The sequence below is a fragment of the Pantoea sp. PNA 03-3 genome (assembly GCF_003201175.1).
Lineage (GTDB): Bacteria > Pseudomonadota > Gammaproteobacteria > Enterobacterales > Enterobacteriaceae > Pantoea > Pantoea stewartii.
In genome coordinates this window covers 577,480-594,102 of sequence record NZ_QICO01000001.1, presented here as the reverse complement: position 1 = coordinate 594,102, position 16,623 = coordinate 577,480, and the positions used below count along the sequence as shown (strand labels likewise).

General features: G+C 53.5%; 21 protein-coding genes. 12 read left to right on the top strand and 9 right to left on the bottom strand.

Annotation, left to right across the window (positions count from 1 at the left end; translation table 11 throughout):
• Positions 1-19 precede the first annotated feature (19 nt).
• Positions 20-877: a manganese catalase family protein gene (locus C7433_RS02725; RefSeq protein ID WP_039340546.1), complete on the bottom strand. Its 858-nt coding sequence runs from the start codon at positions 875-877 to the stop codon at positions 20-22.
• A 237-nt stretch (positions 878-1,114) separates the two neighbouring features.
• Positions 1,115-1,372, bottom strand: coding sequence for a biofilm development regulator YmgB/AriR family protein (locus C7433_RS02720; RefSeq protein ID WP_039341596.1), 258 nt, complete (start codon positions 1,370-1,372; stop codon positions 1,115-1,117).
• A 589-nt stretch (positions 1,373-1,961) separates the two neighbouring features.
• On the opposite strand from C7433_RS02720, the gene C7433_RS02715 reads away from it, so the two are divergent.
• On the top strand, positions 1,962-2,186 hold the full coding sequence (locus tag C7433_RS02715) for a hypothetical protein (protein WP_110267569.1): 225 nt from the start codon (positions 1,962-1,964) through the stop codon (positions 2,184-2,186).
• Positions 2,187-2,435: 249 nt separating this feature from the next.
• On the opposite strand, the gene C7433_RS02710 is transcribed toward C7433_RS02715, so the two are convergent.
• Both C7433_RS02710 and bla read right to left on the bottom strand, forming a co-directional pair.
• A complete protein-coding gene (locus tag C7433_RS02710; RefSeq protein ID WP_110267568.1) occupies positions 2,436-3,224 on the bottom strand; it encodes a BPL-N domain-containing protein in 789 nt (262 codons plus the stop codon).
• Positions 3,225-3,452: 228 nt separating this feature from the next.
• On the bottom strand, positions 3,453-4,334 hold the full coding sequence (bla, locus tag C7433_RS02705; RefSeq protein ID WP_110267567.1) for a class A beta-lactamase: 882 nt from the start codon (positions 4,332-4,334) through the stop codon (positions 3,453-3,455).
• Between the two features lie 271 nt (positions 4,335-4,605).
• On the opposite strand from bla, the gene C7433_RS02700 reads away from it, so the two are divergent.
• Positions 4,606-5,472 (top strand): LysR family transcriptional regulator, encoded by an 867-nt coding sequence (locus C7433_RS02700; RefSeq protein WP_110267566.1) that lies wholly within the window; start codon positions 4,606-4,608, stop codon positions 5,470-5,472.
• A gap of 213 nt (positions 5,473-5,685) precedes the next feature.
• On the opposite strand, the gene C7433_RS02695 is transcribed toward C7433_RS02700, so the two are convergent.
• Positions 5,686-5,973, bottom strand: a complete 288-nt coding sequence (locus tag C7433_RS02695) for a hypothetical protein (RefSeq protein WP_110267565.1) — start codon at positions 5,971-5,973, stop codon at positions 5,686-5,688.
• A gap of 663 nt (positions 5,974-6,636) precedes the next feature.
• Here C7433_RS02695 and umuD point away from each other — a divergent pair.
• From umuD to C7433_RS02670, 5 genes are all read left to right on the top strand, one after another.
• Positions 6,637-7,056, top strand: coding sequence for a translesion error-prone DNA polymerase V autoproteolytic subunit (umuD, locus tag C7433_RS02690; protein ID WP_033741198.1), 420 nt, complete (start codon positions 6,637-6,639; stop codon positions 7,054-7,056).
• Positions 7,057-7,058: 2 nt separating this feature from the next.
• Positions 7,059-8,324, top strand: a complete 1,266-nt coding sequence (umuC, locus tag C7433_RS02685; RefSeq protein WP_033741199.1) for a translesion error-prone DNA polymerase V subunit UmuC — start codon at positions 7,059-7,061, stop codon at positions 8,322-8,324.
• Positions 8,325-8,451: 127 nt separating this feature from the next.
• Positions 8,452-9,297, top strand: coding sequence for a glyoxalase III HchA (gene hchA, locus C7433_RS02680; RefSeq protein ID WP_110267564.1), 846 nt, complete (start codon positions 8,452-8,454; stop codon positions 9,295-9,297).
• Between the two features lie 140 nt (positions 9,298-9,437).
• Positions 9,438-10,079, top strand: a complete 642-nt coding sequence (locus C7433_RS02675; protein WP_369974372.1) for a TetR/AcrR family transcriptional regulator — start codon at positions 9,438-9,440, stop codon at positions 10,077-10,079.
• Positions 10,080-10,222: 143 nt separating this feature from the next.
• A complete protein-coding gene (locus tag C7433_RS02670) occupies positions 10,223-10,426 on the top strand; it encodes a hypothetical protein (protein WP_033741206.1) in 204 nt (67 codons plus the stop codon).
• Positions 10,427-10,570: 144 nt separating this feature from the next.
• On the opposite strand, the gene ycgZ is transcribed toward C7433_RS02670, so the two are convergent.
• From ycgZ to C7433_RS02650, 4 genes are all read right to left on the bottom strand, one after another.
• Positions 10,571-10,810: a regulatory protein YcgZ gene (gene ycgZ / locus C7433_RS02665; RefSeq protein WP_033741208.1), complete on the bottom strand. Its 240-nt coding sequence runs from the start codon at positions 10,808-10,810 to the stop codon at positions 10,571-10,573.
• Between the two features lie 227 nt (positions 10,811-11,037).
• Positions 11,038-11,307, bottom strand: a complete 270-nt coding sequence (locus C7433_RS02660) for a hypothetical protein (protein ID WP_033741209.1) — start codon at positions 11,305-11,307, stop codon at positions 11,038-11,040.
• Positions 11,308-11,870: 563 nt separating this feature from the next.
• The gene (locus C7433_RS02655) at positions 11,871-12,098 is read right to left on the bottom strand and encodes a YgdI/YgdR family lipoprotein (RefSeq protein WP_033741210.1); all 228 of its coding nucleotides are present in this window, start codon (positions 12,096-12,098) and stop codon (positions 11,871-11,873) included.
• A 31-nt stretch (positions 12,099-12,129) separates the two neighbouring features.
• Complete coding sequence (locus tag C7433_RS02650; protein WP_033741212.1) at positions 12,130-12,363, bottom strand: YgdI/YgdR family lipoprotein; 234 nt, start codon at positions 12,361-12,363, stop codon at positions 12,130-12,132.
• 220 nt (positions 12,364-12,583) lie between these two features.
• On the opposite strand from C7433_RS02650, the gene uraH reads away from it, so the two are divergent.
• The 5 genes from uraH (at position 12,584) to pdxY (ending at position 16,598) form a co-directional block, all read left to right on the top strand.
• Positions 12,584-13,000: a hydroxyisourate hydrolase gene (gene uraH / locus C7433_RS02645; protein WP_110267563.1), complete on the top strand. Its 417-nt coding sequence runs from the start codon at positions 12,584-12,586 to the stop codon at positions 12,998-13,000.
• Between the two features lie 275 nt (positions 13,001-13,275).
• Complete coding sequence (locus C7433_RS02640; RefSeq protein WP_006119010.1) at positions 13,276-13,590, top strand: MliC family protein; 315 nt, start codon at positions 13,276-13,278, stop codon at positions 13,588-13,590.
• A 23-nt stretch (positions 13,591-13,613) separates the two neighbouring features.
• Positions 13,614-14,270, top strand: coding sequence for a pyridoxamine 5'-phosphate oxidase (pdxH, locus tag C7433_RS02635; protein WP_033741468.1), 657 nt, complete (start codon positions 13,614-13,616; stop codon positions 14,268-14,270).
• Positions 14,271-14,406: 136 nt separating this feature from the next.
• A complete protein-coding gene (gene tyrS, locus C7433_RS02630; protein ID WP_110267562.1) occupies positions 14,407-15,681 on the top strand; it encodes a tyrosine--tRNA ligase in 1,275 nt (424 codons plus the stop codon).
• A gap of 56 nt (positions 15,682-15,737) precedes the next feature.
• Complete coding sequence (gene pdxY / locus C7433_RS02625; protein ID WP_058708771.1) at positions 15,738-16,598, top strand: pyridoxal kinase PdxY; 861 nt, start codon at positions 15,738-15,740, stop codon at positions 16,596-16,598.
• Positions 16,599-16,623 lie beyond the last annotated feature (25 nt).

Here is a 16,623-nt window from a genome sequence, read left to right as displayed (position 1 = left end):
CCGGTGGCCCTTCAGATCATCACAATCCCTTTTTCAGTGGCGGAACGCCACCTTCGATTTGTGCCTGCTGAGCACCGGAACCGGGGCGGGCATTCCCCAGCAGCGGCTCTTCTCCTAAAATATCCGGCTGCTCTTTCGCGCTAAACTCACCGCGACCGTCGAAGGAAGGGCCTTCACTCCAGCGGCCTTTCGGCAACGGTTTATCCAGTGAGGTATTCAGGCAGTAGTAAGCATGTTCCTGCGCTTCCCCTTCCTGTGGGAAACTGTCCGGGATGGGCAGCGACGCATCCAGGCCGCCTAAATCTTCGATTACCGCCAGCCACTGCTGCTGGTGCATCGTGTCGCGGGCAATCAGGAAAGACAGGAAATCCTTCATGCCTTTATCCTCAGTCAGATTGTACAGGCGCGTCGCCAGTACCCGGCCTGTGGCTTCAGCCGTCACGTTTGCCAGCATATCGGCCGCCACATTGCCGGACGCGTAAATATGGCTCATGTCAAAAGGCATGCCGTTCGCATTCACCGGCAGGGCAGCCAGCCCTGATGACAGGATATGACGGGGATTCATTCCGCCGAGAATCGCATTCACCACGGGATCTTTTGCCGAGGCTTCCTGATAAGAAAGGGGCGCGCCCTCCAGGTTGAGGGCCACCGCATGGCCCAGCATCTCAATATGGCTCAGTTCTTCAGTTGCCGTAGAGATAAGAAGATCTTTGATTCGCGCATCGCCGCGTGCGCCCATGGCCTGGAAGAAGTACTGCATTGCCACACGTATTTCGCCTTCCACGCCACCAATGGCTTGCTGGAGTAACATGGCGAATTCAGGATCGGGTTTCTCTACTCGCACGGGGTACTGCAGCTTTGATGAGTGATGAAACATGGTTATCTCCTGGTTAGTGAGGAATCGATCAACAGCCAAAAGCCTGGTCATGAATGCCAGAGAAATAAAGCGCAGCGAGGTAGGTTTTCTTCATCGCCGCTGCGTTTAACCTGTTGATTTACCGCGAAAGGAGAGGCGAGGTAAGCTGAAAAAAAATAAAAAAAAAGCCCCTGAATCAGGGGCGAATTTTTAGGGAAGGCAAAGCATCCATGCTAATTAGCGTTTCATCACAACTTATCAAAAACGGACATCGCCCGGCGTACGCTGAAGCACAATCTCCAGGGCCTGACGATAGATATCCTGCATGGTCACATCGGTTTCACATTCGAGTTTGTGGATCAAACCCAGCACGATGTCTTTTTCAGAAACGTGAGTCTTATAGGCAGCAAGCTCTGACCAGGTTTCGGCAATCACATCTTTTTCGCTGGTGAAATGGGCACCCGCGTTCATGAAATAGTCTGAAATCTGAGACTCAGTATTCGTTGTCGTTTGCATCATGGCCTCAAAATCGTTAGAAAGAAAAATTTTGCATCTGAAGGTGGAAATCCACTCACCTTCAGATGCGGTGCAAAGCACCTTTCGTTACAAGTGACTTAACATCACGCCGTAAAGTTATACAAAAAAACCAAGTTTGTACAATTTTTTGTATAAAATTTTAAGTGGTCGGATGACTTTTCGGCGCTTATTGCAACATAAAATCTAAAAGCATTAACATTTGCTGTTGATTTTTAAGGGATTATTGAGGGTGCCCTCTGCGCGGCGCCTCTTTGGAAAGTTGTACAACCTTGTACAAGATGGCTTTTCTGAGCGGGCCGGGTTGTACAGGCGACGCGGGAACGGATCACTGTCACGCGTGCTGTGTGCGGCAGCGTCCTCCCTGGCGGCAACGTCGACATAGCAGGCTAATAACCCCTGAGCGCAGACGGGGAACCGCGTCTGGCAGGTGAACTCTGCAAACAGGCCGGGGCGGGCGCGTTGCCTGGAAGCGCCGTGTGAATCTGTCGGGAACCGTGGTCATAATTTACTTTCTTATGAACGCGCAGGGCGTTAAGGTTTACGCCTCTTGAATCACAAGGACATGATAATGGTTAACGACTATTTTTCACTGCCGCCCGCGGGCATGACGCAGGAACAACACAAACGTACGGTCGCCGTTGCGGCGGCGCTGGCAGTGGCAAAAGAGTCAGTCAGCGCCTCGACGTCAGCGAATGGCTCTAAAGCAGCCTGGGATTTGCAGGCCGTGGCAAACGAAATTGCCAATCTGGCGGATGCGATTCAGGATGCGCTGGAGGCCGACAGCACCGTGTAATCTCCCTGCCTGACGGGATGCGCGACGCTGATTGCCTTCACGTGCCAGCCGTCAGGCACGGCGACCTGGCGGGCGCAGGGCGGATTAAGGAACGTGAGCGTCAGCTGTCCGCCAGCCGGATTCTCCCGGTTATATTCACGACAGACAGCTACGCAGCGATCCGGATGCCGCTCACATCGCGTACAGGAAAAGCGGTACCGCCACGACAGGACCACGCCGCCCGGCCACGGACACTCACGCAGTGCGGGCTTAAGGCACGCGGCGGGTGTTATCAAACCCGGCCAACAGGCGGGACATTTTTGCCTGGGGCGTGGTGTCAACGCCGTCTTTACCGCCGTCTGCCTGGCCCATCCAGCTCTCGTCGGCTTCCGGATGCGGTCCGGTTAACACAACCGTGCCTTTTCCATACGTATAGTGGGCGATAGCGACGTCACCATTCCGGTAAAAGGCCAGAGGGGTAAAACCATCCCGGGCTTGATTGCCCTCAAGGTACGGACCGTCCTGATAATAGAACCGCGTTGGCTGACGCTGCCAGTCAATGCGAATCGTGTAATCGCCCTCATCAGCAATGCCCGAGCCTGGACGGCCCACTTCCGATTCCAGCGGTGAGCTAATCAGCCCCAGCCACTGACTGTCTGCCAGGTAGGCCCCCATGCAAAGGCCCAGAAACCCCTTGCCGCTGCGAACAAACTGTCGAATAGCCCGGACGCCTTCCTCTCCCAGTGCGGCATAAGCCGCGGGAATATCCTGACCGCCGCCAGGCTGAATATAGAGATCAAACTGACGCAGGTTCTGTGCCGTCAGCCTGAGCGTTTCATGCTCGCCGATGTACGTTGTGCTAACCGGCCGGGTGAGGCCGTGGAGCGATTTCACCACCATTTCCGAACAGCCGTCACATCCTGCCGCGCCGCGATAAACGGCGATGTTCAGCGGCGGCGGGACAGCCAGCACCGCGCCGGGCACCAGGCTTAAGGCAAGCAGCAGGGCGGTCAGTCTTCCGTTACGGGGGCGAAGGATTGCATGATAAGCCAGCCTCATAGGTTATTTCCTGTCGGTTAAATAACGTGGGTATGCACGGCGTAATCCCGGCCAGTCGCCTGTGCTCAGGCAGGCGTGCTGGCGGTAAACCGGTGACTTGAGCAAGCGCTCAATTTAGGGGAGTGACGGATGCCTGTCAACGGGTTTATTGACCTGACAAACCTTTTCAGCGGCGTGATACAGCCCGTACAGACAGGCCATATCACGTGTTAACGCCGTTACGGTCGCTTAGTTTTCATAACCTGAGGCGATAATTTTTGCGGCGCTGGCCAGCACATCCTTACGCGAGGCCGCGTGTTTGTCGGTCTGCGTGTAGTAGGTCACCAGCACCAGCGGGGCATGATGCGGTGGCCAGATCACGGCGATGTCGTTGGTGGTGCCGTAATCACCGCTGCCGGTTTTATCCGCGACCACCCAGTCAGCAGGCAGACCCGCACGTATGCTGTAGGTGCCGGTTGTATTGCCCTTCATCCAGTCGGCTAACTGCTGGCGTTGAGCAGGTGCCAGCGCCGTGCCTAAAACCAGTTTTTGCAGGCTCTGCGCCATCGCTGTCGGTGACGTTGTATCACGTGTATCACCCGGAATAGCGGTATTAAGCGTGGGCTCGGTTCGATCGAGACGAAACGTGTTATCGCCGATGCTGCGGGCGAAGGCGGTCACGGCATGCGGCCCGCCAAGGTGCGTCAGCAGTTTATTCATCGCCGCGTTGTCGCTGTACTGCAAGGCCGCCGCACTGAGTTCTGCCACGGTCATCGTGCCGCCCACCTGTTTTTCGGTCACGGGGTTGTAATTCACCAGGTCGGCGTGACGAATCGCGATGTTTTCATTCAGCAGGCCTTGTGCGGTTTCCGCTTTCTTCAGAATGGCCGCCACCGTAAAGACTTTACTGGTGCTGCAAAGGGGAAAACGTTCGTTACCACGATAAGTAAAAACAGAACCATCACCGGTGTCGATCGCCGCCACGCCTAAGCGTCCGCCTGCGGCGTGTTCCAGCTGCCGGACAGGTTGCGCTAACAATGCGTCATTGAAATGGGCCTCGGCGATAAAAGGGACCGCCAGCGCCAGTAGGGTTGCCGCTGCACAGATGCGCAGCCGGGGAGCCGTAGCCATATAAACCTCCGTTAATGTGTATCTGCATTCAGACATACCCGGCACCTCACCGCCTCAGGAAGCGGCGCGTACTGAGCGAAACGTGTGAAATGCGCCCCTCGTGAAACTTATGTCAGTTTCTGCCACCTGATGCCCCCGTTATGACACGAAGGTCGCGTTATTGCGGGACATATCGCCTGTCAAAAGTGCGACGAGGGAAAGAGTAAGGGATTTCAAATTATCGACAAGCGAGATAATTTGAGAGGAGCCAAAAGAATTTCTGGGGTTAACAATGAAAAATGATGTTCCGCTTAATGCACTCCGGGCCTTTTATGCTTCGGCCCGGTACCTGAATTTTACTCACGCAGGTATGGCACTTTTCGTCTCGCAGGCGGCCGTGAGCCAGCAGGTCAGGCTACTTGAAGAGCGGCTGGGCGTGACGTTATTTCGGCGCTTACCGCGTGGACTGGAGATGACGGACGAGTCCCGGCTGCTGTTTGCCGAGGTGTCCGAGGCGTTCACCCAGCTTGAAAAAGCCTGGCGCCGGTTTGAAGGGGGTGAATACCGCGAAGTGATGACCCTCGCCTGTGTCGGGACCTTTGCGCTGGGCTGGCTGCTGCCGCGTCTGGATGCCTTTCATCAGCAGCATCCTGCGCTGGAAGTGAACGTGCGCACCCATAATAACGTCGTGAATCTGGCGGGCGAAGGCATCGATTATGCCATTCGCTTTGGAACGGGGGCCTGGTCTGCAACGCACAACGAACCGCTGTTTACCGCACCGCTGACTGCGCTTTGCCGGCCGGATATCGCCCGTCGGCTGCAGCAGCCCGGCGATCTGTTACGGGAAACGCTGCTGCGTTCTTATCGCGCGGATGAGTGGGGCAACTGGTTCACTGCGGCAAATATCACGCCCCCCAGAATGACTGGTCCGGTTTTCGACTCCTCGCGGCTGATGGTCGAGGCAGCGGTTCAGACGGGCGGTGTCGCGCTGGTGCCGGTCTGCATGTTTCAGCGGGAGCTGGAGGCGGGCATCCTGGTGCGGCCTTTTGACATTGAGATTGATGTCGGTGGCTACTGGTTAACCTGGCTGCGATCAAAAACGCTGACGCCATCGATGGAGATATTTCGCGAATGGATAAGGCAGCAGGTAAATGGCTAACCGGATCGGTCACAAGCCCATGCGCCCCACACGCCGATCAGGTTACGGTTGCCGGCGGAAAGCGCAGGGCGAGTCAGGCGCGCGGTGACGTTATCCCGGCATGATGACGGCGCAGGGTTAACCGATGATGCCTGCGCGGACATTGTGCGTATTCATCACGCGGGCGGAGGCAACGTATTATCCTGCCATGCGGGCAAAACAGCGCGACGTTTTTTATTTTCTGAGATGAATCAGCCAGAGGATAAACTCACTGTTATTTCTCACGCCTACTTTCTGCATGATTTTTTGCTTAAGATAATAGATGACGTGTACAGGTGAAGCCATCTGGTACGCGATCTGGTTAACCGTCATACCGGTCATAAAAAGCCAGCTTAAAGAAAGTTCCTGCTCGGTTAAATAGACCTTTTTTCCCTGTGTACTTTTCAATTCCATTTTTATTCTGCCTCTCAATGCTTTTTTCAATGCCATGGTGATAGCCGTGTTCGGCGGTAATGCAGGCATGATAGGCAAACGTGTTGGATATCACAGTATAAATCATTTCACGTTATCTTATTTTTTTAAATATATGATTATTATTATTTTTAATCCGGATGAGACACGTTCACATCACAAAAGATGAACGTTGTATCTGGCGATCCTGTCTTCATTTTTGCAAAAAAGATTGGCTGTAGTGATTTTCCCGTCATAAAGGGCGAGCGTGCAGCGTGAAACAGCGCTGGCAAATCAGACCCCGTTTATCGCCTGCTATTTTGACGCCTTTTTCGGACTTGCTTAGGGCTATTTTTATCACTATGCACGGTCAGGCGGTTGTTTATTTCCGTTATCGTCTGCGCGCCGCTTGTACGCTTAGCCGATTGATGTTGCTAACGCTGTCAGCATTATTTCCGCCCGGGTTGTGCGGCGAATAAATACGCGCCGCTAACGGGCAGCGTTCCGTGCTTTTTAAACATCCGTTCAGCGAAGAGAAGAATTCTGCATGCGCCGGCGAAAAAACAACCGGTACGGTTAATGGCTGCACAGGCCTGTCATAAGGCGGTGAAAAGGGCAGAAAAAAATATCCATCCACATCAACTGTTTTACATAAACCTCTCCGGTTTCGCTTGATCGCACTGGCGGATCGCGATTACTGTAATTATATACAGTAATTTGGCGTGAGAGGTGAATATGGAATTTATCAGGCCAGCAAAAGTGAGCACGCCTTTGCAATTACCGCTGTTTGTCGAGCGGGTGCCGTGCGGTTTTCCGTCTCCGGCGCAGGACTACGTTGAGCAGCGGATTGATTTGAACAAGCTCATCGTTCAGCATCCCAGTTCGACATACTTTGTGCGCGTCAGTGGAGAATCGATGTCCGGAGCGGGCATTAACGACGGCGATATGCTGGTGGTGGACAGCGCACTGGTGGCTTCTCATGGCGATATTGTGGTGGCCGCGATTGAGGGCGAATTTACCGTCAAGCGGCTTCAGCTTCAGCCCTGCCTGCAACTGATGCCAATGAACCGTCAGTTCAAACCCATTGTGATTAGCACAGAAGACGCGCTCGAAGTGTTTGGCGTTGTGACCTATGTGATCAAGTCGGTTTATTAATCATGTTTGCGCTGGTCGATGTGAACAATTTTTATGCCTCCTGTGAAACGGTGTTTCGACCGGATCTCAAGGGCAAGCCCATTATTGTGCTCTCTAACAACGATGGCTGTGTGATTGCGCGTAATGCCGAGGCCAAAGCCCTTGGCGTCACCATGGCCGTGCCGTTTTTTAAAATGAGAGAAATCATTGCCCGCCATAACGTGCAGGTCTTTAGCTCTAACTATGCGCTGTATGCGGATATGAGCACCCGGGTCATGACGCTACTGGAGGAAATGGCCCCGTCGGTAGAAATTTATTCGATTGATGAGGCCTTTCTGGATTTAACCGGCGTCAGCCACTGCATGTCGCTTGATACCCTGGGGCACCAGATTAAAAAACGCATCAAAAAAGAAATTCATCTTAACGTCTGTGTCGGGATTGCCCCTACCAAGACGCTGGCGAAGCTGGCGAATTTTGCGGCCAAAAAATGGGCGGGCTACACCAACGGTGTGGTCGATCTGTCCGATCCGGTGCGCCAGCAAAAACTGCTGGCGAAGGTGTCGGTCAAGGATATCTGGGGCGTTGGCCGCCGTCTCAGCCAGCGGCTTGAGGAGATGGGGATAACCTCGGCCGCAGACCTGGCGCGTCAGCGTCCCAGCCTGATTCGTAAGAATTTCAGCGTGGTGCTGGAACGCACGGTCAGAGAATTATGCGGTGAACCCTGTCAGGATTTAGAAGCCCTCGAACCCACCAAACAGCAGATCATGTGCTCACGTTCTTTCAGTAGCCGTCTTTCAGACTATGCACAGGTGCGTGAGGCAGTCTGTACCTATGCCGAACGTGCCGCCGAAAAACTGCGGAAAGAAAAACAGTACTGCCGACAAATCGGGGTGTTTCTGCGCACCAGCCCCCATGCCGTTGGTGAAAACTTTTACGGTAATCAGGCCACTGGTCAGTTACTGACGCCGTCGCACGATACGCGCGACATTATCCGGGTGGCGACCGACATGCTGGACTACATCTGGATCGCGGGCCACCGCTATATCAAAGCGGGCGTTGTCCTGAGCGACTTCTTTGACCACGGCGTGACTCAGTTGGATTTGTTTGATGAGCGACCGGTCAACCCGGGCCGTAACGATCTGATGCAGGTTATCGATCAGATCCACAAAGCGGGCAAGGGGAAAATGTGGTTCGCCGGACAGGGGACAGAGAAGCGCTGGGCGATGAAGCGCGAAATGCTGTCGCCGGCTTATACCACGCGCATCAGCGATCTGCCGGTGGTGAAGTAAGGCGCGGGCAGGGATGACAGCAACAGAATGCTCTTATAAGGGGGCCGTTTGGGCTGCCGCTCGGTTTAAATCTGGCGTTGTGGTCTAGGCTAAAACAGGTATCCATCCCCTTAAGGAGAGCTTTGTCATGTCAGAACTCAGTAAATCGCCGGTGGCAGATCGGGCCGAACATAACGCCTTTTTTCCTTCTGCCTACTCAATTGACCAGTTCACCCGCCCCACATCTGATCTCGGTGATGCCGACTATCCCCAGCCGTATTCAGGGAATAAAAAGGTCCTGGTGATCTGCACCGACGAGCGCTATCTGCCGCTTGATAACGACACCCTGTTTTCCACCGGTAACCATCCGATTGAGACGCTGCTTCCGATGTATCACCTGTATCAGGCCGGTTTCCAGTTTGATGTGGCGACGTTGTCCGGACAGATGGTGAAGTTTGAACACTGGGCGATGCCCCAGCAGGATGAGGTGGTTATTGGCTTTTACAATCACTGCCTGTCGCTGTTTCGTTCCCCGCTGACGCTGAACGCTGTCGTTCAGTCACTGACGCCCCGGTCAGAGTACGCAGGCGTCTTTATTCCGGGCGGTCACGGCGCGCTGATAGGGCTGCCCGAAAGTGAAGCTGTCGCTGAGGTGATCCGCTGGACGCTGGCCAACGATCGTCACCTGATTTCGCTGTGCCATGGCCCGGCTGCCTTTCTTGCTCTGGACAAAGGCGACAATCCGCTTAATGGCTATAAAATTTGCGCCTTCCCCGATGCGACCGACAAACAAACACCGGATATCGGCTACATGCCGGGACAGTTAACCTGGTTCTTCGGGGAGAAACTTCAGGCCATGGGACTGACGCTGGTGAACAGCGATATTAAAGGGACCGTGCATAAAGATCGCCGGGTACTGACGGGCGACAGTCCCTTTGCGGCGAACGCGCTCGGTAAACTGGCGGCAGACGAGCTGCTTAAAGCCAACGCCTGATCGGCCTGCTTTTTATCCCACCACGGCATCGCCTGCACCGCACTTTGTGCAGACGATGCGCCGGGGTGGGATTCGGGTGTACTTGCACCCGGTGCCTGAGATACAATCGTTCTGCCTATCGTTTCCGGGTAATGTCGGAAATGCAGCCTCTCAAACTGGTCGTCATGAGCAGCCAACAATCCACAGCGAATAAACAAAAAGAACGCGGCAGGCCCAGAGAATTTGATATCGAACAGGCTCTGGACCAGGCGATGATCGTGTTCCGGCAGAAAGGATATCATGCCGCCTCGCTTAACGATTTGAGTGAGGCAATGCAGCTTTCTGTCGGTAGTATCTACAAAGCGTTTCAGGACAAGCGATCGTTGTTCCTGCTGGTTTTTCAGCGTTACATCACGGTCCGCAACGAGGATCTGCGCGGACGCCTGGCCCGCTTTTCGACCGGCCGCGCAAAGTTAAGTGAACTACTCCAGTTTTATCTGGATTCTTCCCGGTCAACGGAAGGGCGCACCGGCTGTCTGGTCGTAGGCAGTGCTATTGAATTACAGGTGCTGGATGCGGAGCTGTCACAACAGGTTACACAGGTTATCTTCCGCAATAAGGCCTTTCTGATGTCACTTTTGCAGGAAGGGCAGCATGATGGCTCCATCAGGCGCGACCTGGATGTGGAGACGGCTGCAGGACTGATTTTGCGTATTGCCTTTGGTATGCGTGTTACCGGCAAGGTGGCGGATGTACACGATGAACAGGCTACGATTGCGCTGGCCCTGAAAATCCTGGATTAATCTTTGCTCATTTAGGAAGCAAATATTCCCTTATGTCATCCATGCAGGGCGGCCGGTCACCCACGGGCTGCCAGACACAGGCACAGTGTGCCTTCTCTAAAACACTTTGCTGTTACAGAAAAAGTAAAATTTGAGGATTATGCGTGAAACATGACAGGGCAAACATCGGTGAAGAGATTCACGCGCTTTTAGGGCGCGTTGTGTCAGGCATCCTGCAGCCGGGTAAAACGCTCACACTGCAGGAAATTATTGGTGCGTTGCACCAGCAAAGTCTCCAGACAAGCTGTAAAACGACCCGACAGACCTGCGAAGAGGCTATCCGTATCCTCGCGCATAAACTCCATTAATGACGACGGGCTGAAGCAAGGAAGCCTGTATGGCCGTCACGTCACAGTAACGACAGCAGCAACAATAATGCCAGCAGCAGCAGCGAAAAGGCCGCAACGGCTTCGCAACGATGCCCCGTCCCGTCACGGCAGTCACTGGCCGTCTTAACGACCAAACAGCAACCCAATCAGTTCACGGCAAAGGCGCTCTTCTTCCTGACTGGCTGACAGCTCAAGACGGCGCAGCAGTTTAGTGCAGATAGACTTACGGTTCACGTTCTGGCCGGCGCGTAAAATATCTACCACGATTTGCCCCAGCATTTCCTGCTGTGAAGGGAGACCCGCCGCAGAAAAATAGCGGGAGATATCGTCGGCGCTCTGCGGTAAGCGATGATTGCGTTGCATAGAGGTTCTCGGGTGGTTCAAAAGTAGTCAGTTGAAAGTAGCGTAAAGTTATACAATAAAATAAAACTTGTACAGCTATTTTCGCAGAAAAAGCGTGCGGCGCGATTCAGGCGGGGACAGAGAGAAGGGCGGAAAGCGGACACAGAGAGAATACAGACAGCTGGCACGCAGTAAACGCGGACGCATCCGGCGTCCGCGAAGCGCGGTATCGCATTAACCTGTCAGCGTTAATGCTCGGTCACATTGGCGGGAACCTGGCCCGTTACTACCATCCAGTTGAGTTCGGCCCGCTCGCGCGTAGCCACGTTAATAAAGCTTTTCAGCCATTTACGCGCATCGGCGATCAGGAGCACGCGCTCATCGTCGCTTTCATGGTCCGCCATCGTGCTGAGCTGGCGAATCAGTGAAACCACCGTGATCTCCTCATTCTGTAGTGCCAGGTTCACCGCAGCTTCACCAATAATCTTATGACCGGTAGCCTCATCGTGAAAATTCATATGCACCTCCTGAGAGTGAGTGAGAATGTCGTCGACCCAGTGATTAGTTTAGTAAAAGGAATGAATAGCGATAGTGTGATTTCATTCGGTGATACCTATCAAAGAAAACATTAAAAACAGTGAACTTTCATACCGCAGGCTAACACCTTAATAAGCGAGCGAAAATTTATACAGACCCGTTTTATCCGCCAGAATTGAAGTGATTAAACCACTAGATAGTGGTGAACTGGCCTGAAATTACGATAGGTCCCTGACACGGTGACCTGGCCGTCAGCGGCATTCCGGACCGCAACCTGACGCTGTAAATAAAATGTACATAAGAAAGAGATGCTAATGTTTTTGTGTTGTCGCAAAGCAAAGTGAGAAGGAATGAAAAAGGCCATAACAGGCGAGCGCCTGCGTCAGAAAGACAAAAGGATATATGAGCCATGATCATGCCGTGTAAGTCGTTATTACACTGTTTACGACGAACCGTTATTTCCGGATAAAAAGATATTGAGAGGGTGAAGCAATGAAGAGGCGGCAGGAAATAAAAAAGCCGCCCTGATCAGGCGGCAACGCTGTTATTTTGGCACTTCGGAAACGGCTTTAACGTCCGCTTTATTGATCTGCTGTTTCACACCATTGGCATCGGTATAACCCAGTAAACCGGCATCAGATTCAGACGGCTTACCGTCGCTGATAATAGTGCGGCCATCGTTGGTATGAATAGCGTAGCTTGTGCGGGTACAGCCTGTTAATGCGGTCATGCCGATCAAAACTGCCAGCGGTAAAATCAGAGTCTTCTTCATATTATCCACCTTATTTCTGTGATTGAGTCCGTTAGTTATCAAGTTCACTCATATTGCTGATCTGATCGCGATTAATTTGTTCGGTTTTGCCTGTCTGGGCGTCACGATAGGACACCAGCCCCGTATCGCTGTCAATTTGAGGCTTACCATCGGTCACTATTGTACGGCCGTCTGACGTTTTAATGGACTGGTTGGAAGAACAACCGGCTAACGTTGCCAGAGAGAGGGCAAGCAAAACGGCAGCTGACAGGGATTTAGTATGCATTTCATCTCCTTGAAGTGGACCTTGAATTAAACAGCATAGTCGCTTTTGAGAATTTTGCAGGGCGGTGGGCGAAACAATAAACGCACTTGCGCAGAAAAAGCGCGAATAGCTAAAGCGTATTTATGCCTCTCAGAAATTTCACATTTAGCGCCTGCGGTTTGGTATTTAGTCTGCGGCCCTTTACGCTCGTTGACAGGTTAACGAAAAAAAGGAATCGAGAATGAAATGGCAAATGGGTGCAGTTGCAGCGTTATTAATGGGTTCCGTTTCTTGTGCGGCAGAAACAATCGCGATGAAGAATCCGCTGAGTGTACACGTATTAAATCTGGAGACCGGCACGCCGACTCCCGGTATTTCTGTTGACCTCGAACATAAAGAACAGGGCAAGTGGGTTAAGCTTTCCTCAGGGGTAACCGATAAAAACGGCAGAATTAGTGCACTATTCCCGACAGATAAACAATATGAAACGGGCGATTATAAAGTTGTATTTAAAACGGGAGATTATTATCAGAAGGTTCAGCACGCGTCCTTTTTCCCGGAAATTCCGGTGATATTTCACATGGACAAAAGTGAATCGCATTACCATATTCCATTGCTGCTGAGCCCGTACGGCTATTCTACCTATCGCGGTAATTAATCTTCACCGGCAACGCCTGAATACCCGGGTGTTACCGGTCTCTTTCGCCCTCTCCACCCTGGTCATCGCCGCGCGATGTCGCGTTTTCCCGACCAAACTCTGGCTTTGCAGTCTTCACCTTCCCACGCCCGGACAAAAAAACTTTTGCTGCTACGGGTGCGATCATCGGTTAAATTGCCCCTCTGTGCCGGAACGGTTAACCTGCCGGTGCCGGAACCTTCATACCGAACAAAGCAGGGCGCGCTGTGCCTGCTTTACGTACAGGAGAATCGCTGATGCGAAAAGGATTAACTGTGGTTGCCATGGTCATGCTGTCAGGCTGCAGCCTGATGCACAAATCGTCGCCCGCGCCAGAAACGTTACACTATCGCTGTGGCACCTTGCCGCTCACCGTCACCCTGGATAACGCTAAAGATCAGGTCAGCTTTATCATGGATGGCAAACCGCTGACGCTGACGCAAACCGTTTCTGCCTCCGGGGCCCGCTACAGCGACGGACAGTATGTTTTCTGGTCTAAAGGAAACGGTGCTTTTATTGAGCGCAACGATAAAATCGTCGTGAATGACTGCGAGCTGCAACCGGCTGGTTAACGTTATCTGAGTGAGTGTGCATGATGAGTGACAATGAAATGCTGCAAAACATTGCCCACCTGCGTCGTGAATACACGCGCGGTGGTCTGCGTCGTAACGATTTGCCGGATAATCCGCTGGCGCTGTTCGAAAGCTGGTTAAAGCAGGCCTGCGAGGCACAATTGCCCGATCCTACAGCCATGACGGTAGCCACGGTCGATGAACAAGGCCAGCCTTATCAGCGTATCGTGCTGTTGAAGCATTATGATGAACAGGGCATGGTGTTCTATACCAACCTCGGCAGCCGTAAAGCACAACATCTGGCCAACAATCCGCGTATTTCGCTGCATTTCCCGTGGCATTTTCTGGAGCGCCAGGTCATGGTGCTGGGCGAAGTCGAAAAACTGTCGCCGCTGGACGTCCTGAAATATTTCAGCAGCCGCCCGCGTGACAGCCAGATCGGTGCCTGGGTTTCGCGTCAGTCCAGCCGGATTTCTGCCCGCGGTGTGCTGGAAGCGAAGTTTCTGGAACTGAAGCAGAAATTCCAGCAGGGCGATGTGCCGCTGCCCAGTTTTTGGGGCGGCTATCGGGTAAAATTTAACACCATGGAGTTCTGGCAAGGGGGCGAACATCGCCTTCACGATCGTTTCCTCTACCAACGGGATAACGACGGCTGGAAAATTGACCGACTCGCCCCGTAAAACTGCGCTTTCCCCTTATCAGCGCTGGCACAGAAGCCGTCAGCGCTTTATGCTATAGCCCTCATTTTTTTCTTCCGCAACTCAGCGGAAAGCTGTGTACCAGCCTAGGTGCAGTCTGATCAATTTGGAGTCAGTGATGACCAGCAGTAACCTGATACAACAATTGCAAGAACGGGGCCTGATCGCCCAGGTGACGGATGAAGACGCGTTAGTCGAGAAACTGGCGCAAGGGCCAATTTCGCTCTATTGCGGCTTTGACCCCACTGCTGACAGCTTGCACTTGGGCCATCTGGTACCGCTGCTCTGCCTGAAACGTTTTCAGGACGCCGGACACAGGCCGGTGGCGCTGGTGGGCGGCGCAACCGGTCTGATTGGCGATCCCAGTTTTAAAGCGGCAGAGCGTAAGCTCAACACCAGCGAAACCGTCGGTGAATGGGTCGAAAAAATCCGTAAACAGGTTGCGCCATTCCTGGATTTTGACTGTGGGGCGAACAGTGCGATTGCGGCCAACAACTATGACTGGTTTGGCAATATGAACGTGCTGACCTTCCTGCGTGACATTGGTAAACACTTCTCGGTTAACCAGATGATCAACAAGGAAGCGGTCAAACAGCGTCTGAACCGTGACGACCAGGGGATCTCGTTTACCGAATTCTCCTACAACCTGTTGCAGGGCTATGATTTTGCCTGCCTGAACGAACTGCACGGCGTAACGCTGCAGATCGGCGGCTCGGACCAGTGGGGCAACATCACTTCCGGTATCGATCTGACACGTCGTCTGCATCAGAACCAGGTGTTTGGTCTGACCGTTCCTCTGATCACCAAATCGGACGGCACCAAGTTCGGTAAGACCGAAGGCGGCGCGGTCTGGCTGGATGCTAAGAAAACCAGCCCGTACAAGTTCTACCAGTTCTGGATCAACACCGCCGATGCGGATGTTTACCGTTTCCTGAAATTCTTCACGTTCCTGAGCATCGAAGAGATTACTGCCCTGGAAGAAGAAGATAAAAACAGCGGAACCGCGCCGCGTGCACAGTATGTACTGGCCGAGCAGGTTACGCGCCTGGTTCATGGCGAAGAGGGCCTGGCAGCCGCGAAACGCATCACGGAAAGTCTGTTCTCCGGTGCGCTCAGTGACATGACCGAGGCTGATTTCGAACAGCTGGCGCAGGACGGCATGCCCACCATTACGCTGTCTGCTGAGGACGATCTGCAGCAGGCACTGGTTAAAGCGGAGCTGGTACCGTCACGCGGCCAGGCGCGCACCATGATTGGCTCAAATGCCGTATCGCTGAACGGTGAGAAGCAGTCGGATGCGGAATACCGCTTCCGCGACAGCGACAAGCTGTTTAACCGCTTCACGTTATTACGCCGCGGTAAAAAACATTACTGCCTGATCAACTGGCAGTAGCTTTTCAGGGCCGGTTTCCGGCCCTTTTTTATGGCAAGGCACGACAGGGTAAAAAAGTGAAAAACGTTTTAGCAATTCAGTCGCACGTGGTGTTTGGTCATGCAGGCAATGCGGCGGCAGAGTTCCCGATGCGCCGTATGGGCGTGAACGTCTGGCCGCTGAATACCGTGCAGTTTTCCAATCATACGCAGTATGGGCACTGGACCGGCACCGTCATGCCGGCGTCGCATCTCACCGACATTGTCAAAGGCATCGCCGATATCGACCGCCTGAAAACCTGTGATGCGGTGTTAAGCGGCTATCTGGGATCGGCCGAACAGGGCGAAAAGATTCTGGACATCGTGCATCAGGTAAAAGCCGCCAACCCCGATGCCTGGTATTTTTGCGATCCGGTCATGGGGCATCCGGAAAAGGGCTGCATTGTGGCACCGGGCGTGGCGGAGTTTCACTGCAAAATGGCGCTACCGGCCAGCGATATCATCGCGCCAAATCTGCTGGAGCTGGAAATGCTCAGCGAACGCACGGTAACCAGTGTCGAATCCGCCGTTGAGGCTGCCCGCCTGCTGATCACGCAGGGGCCAAAAGTGGTGCTGATTAAGCATCTGGCACGGGCAGGACGCCGCAGCGATCGCTTTGAAATGCTGCTGGTCACCGCCGACGAAGCCTGGCACATCAGCCGTCCGCTGGTGGACTTTGGCGTTCGCCAGCCTGTAGGCGTGGGCGATTTAACCAGCGGCTTATTGCTGGTCGATCTGCTGCACGGACAGTCGCTGCAGGCGGCGCTGGAGCACGTCACGGCCGCCGTCTATGAAGTGATGCTGAAAACGCATGAGATGGGAGAATATGAGCTGCAGTTGGTTGCTGCGCAGGACGCTATCGCCCGACCAACGCACTATTTTCCGGCAGAGAAGCTGTAAAAAAAGGGCCGGTAACGGCCCTGAT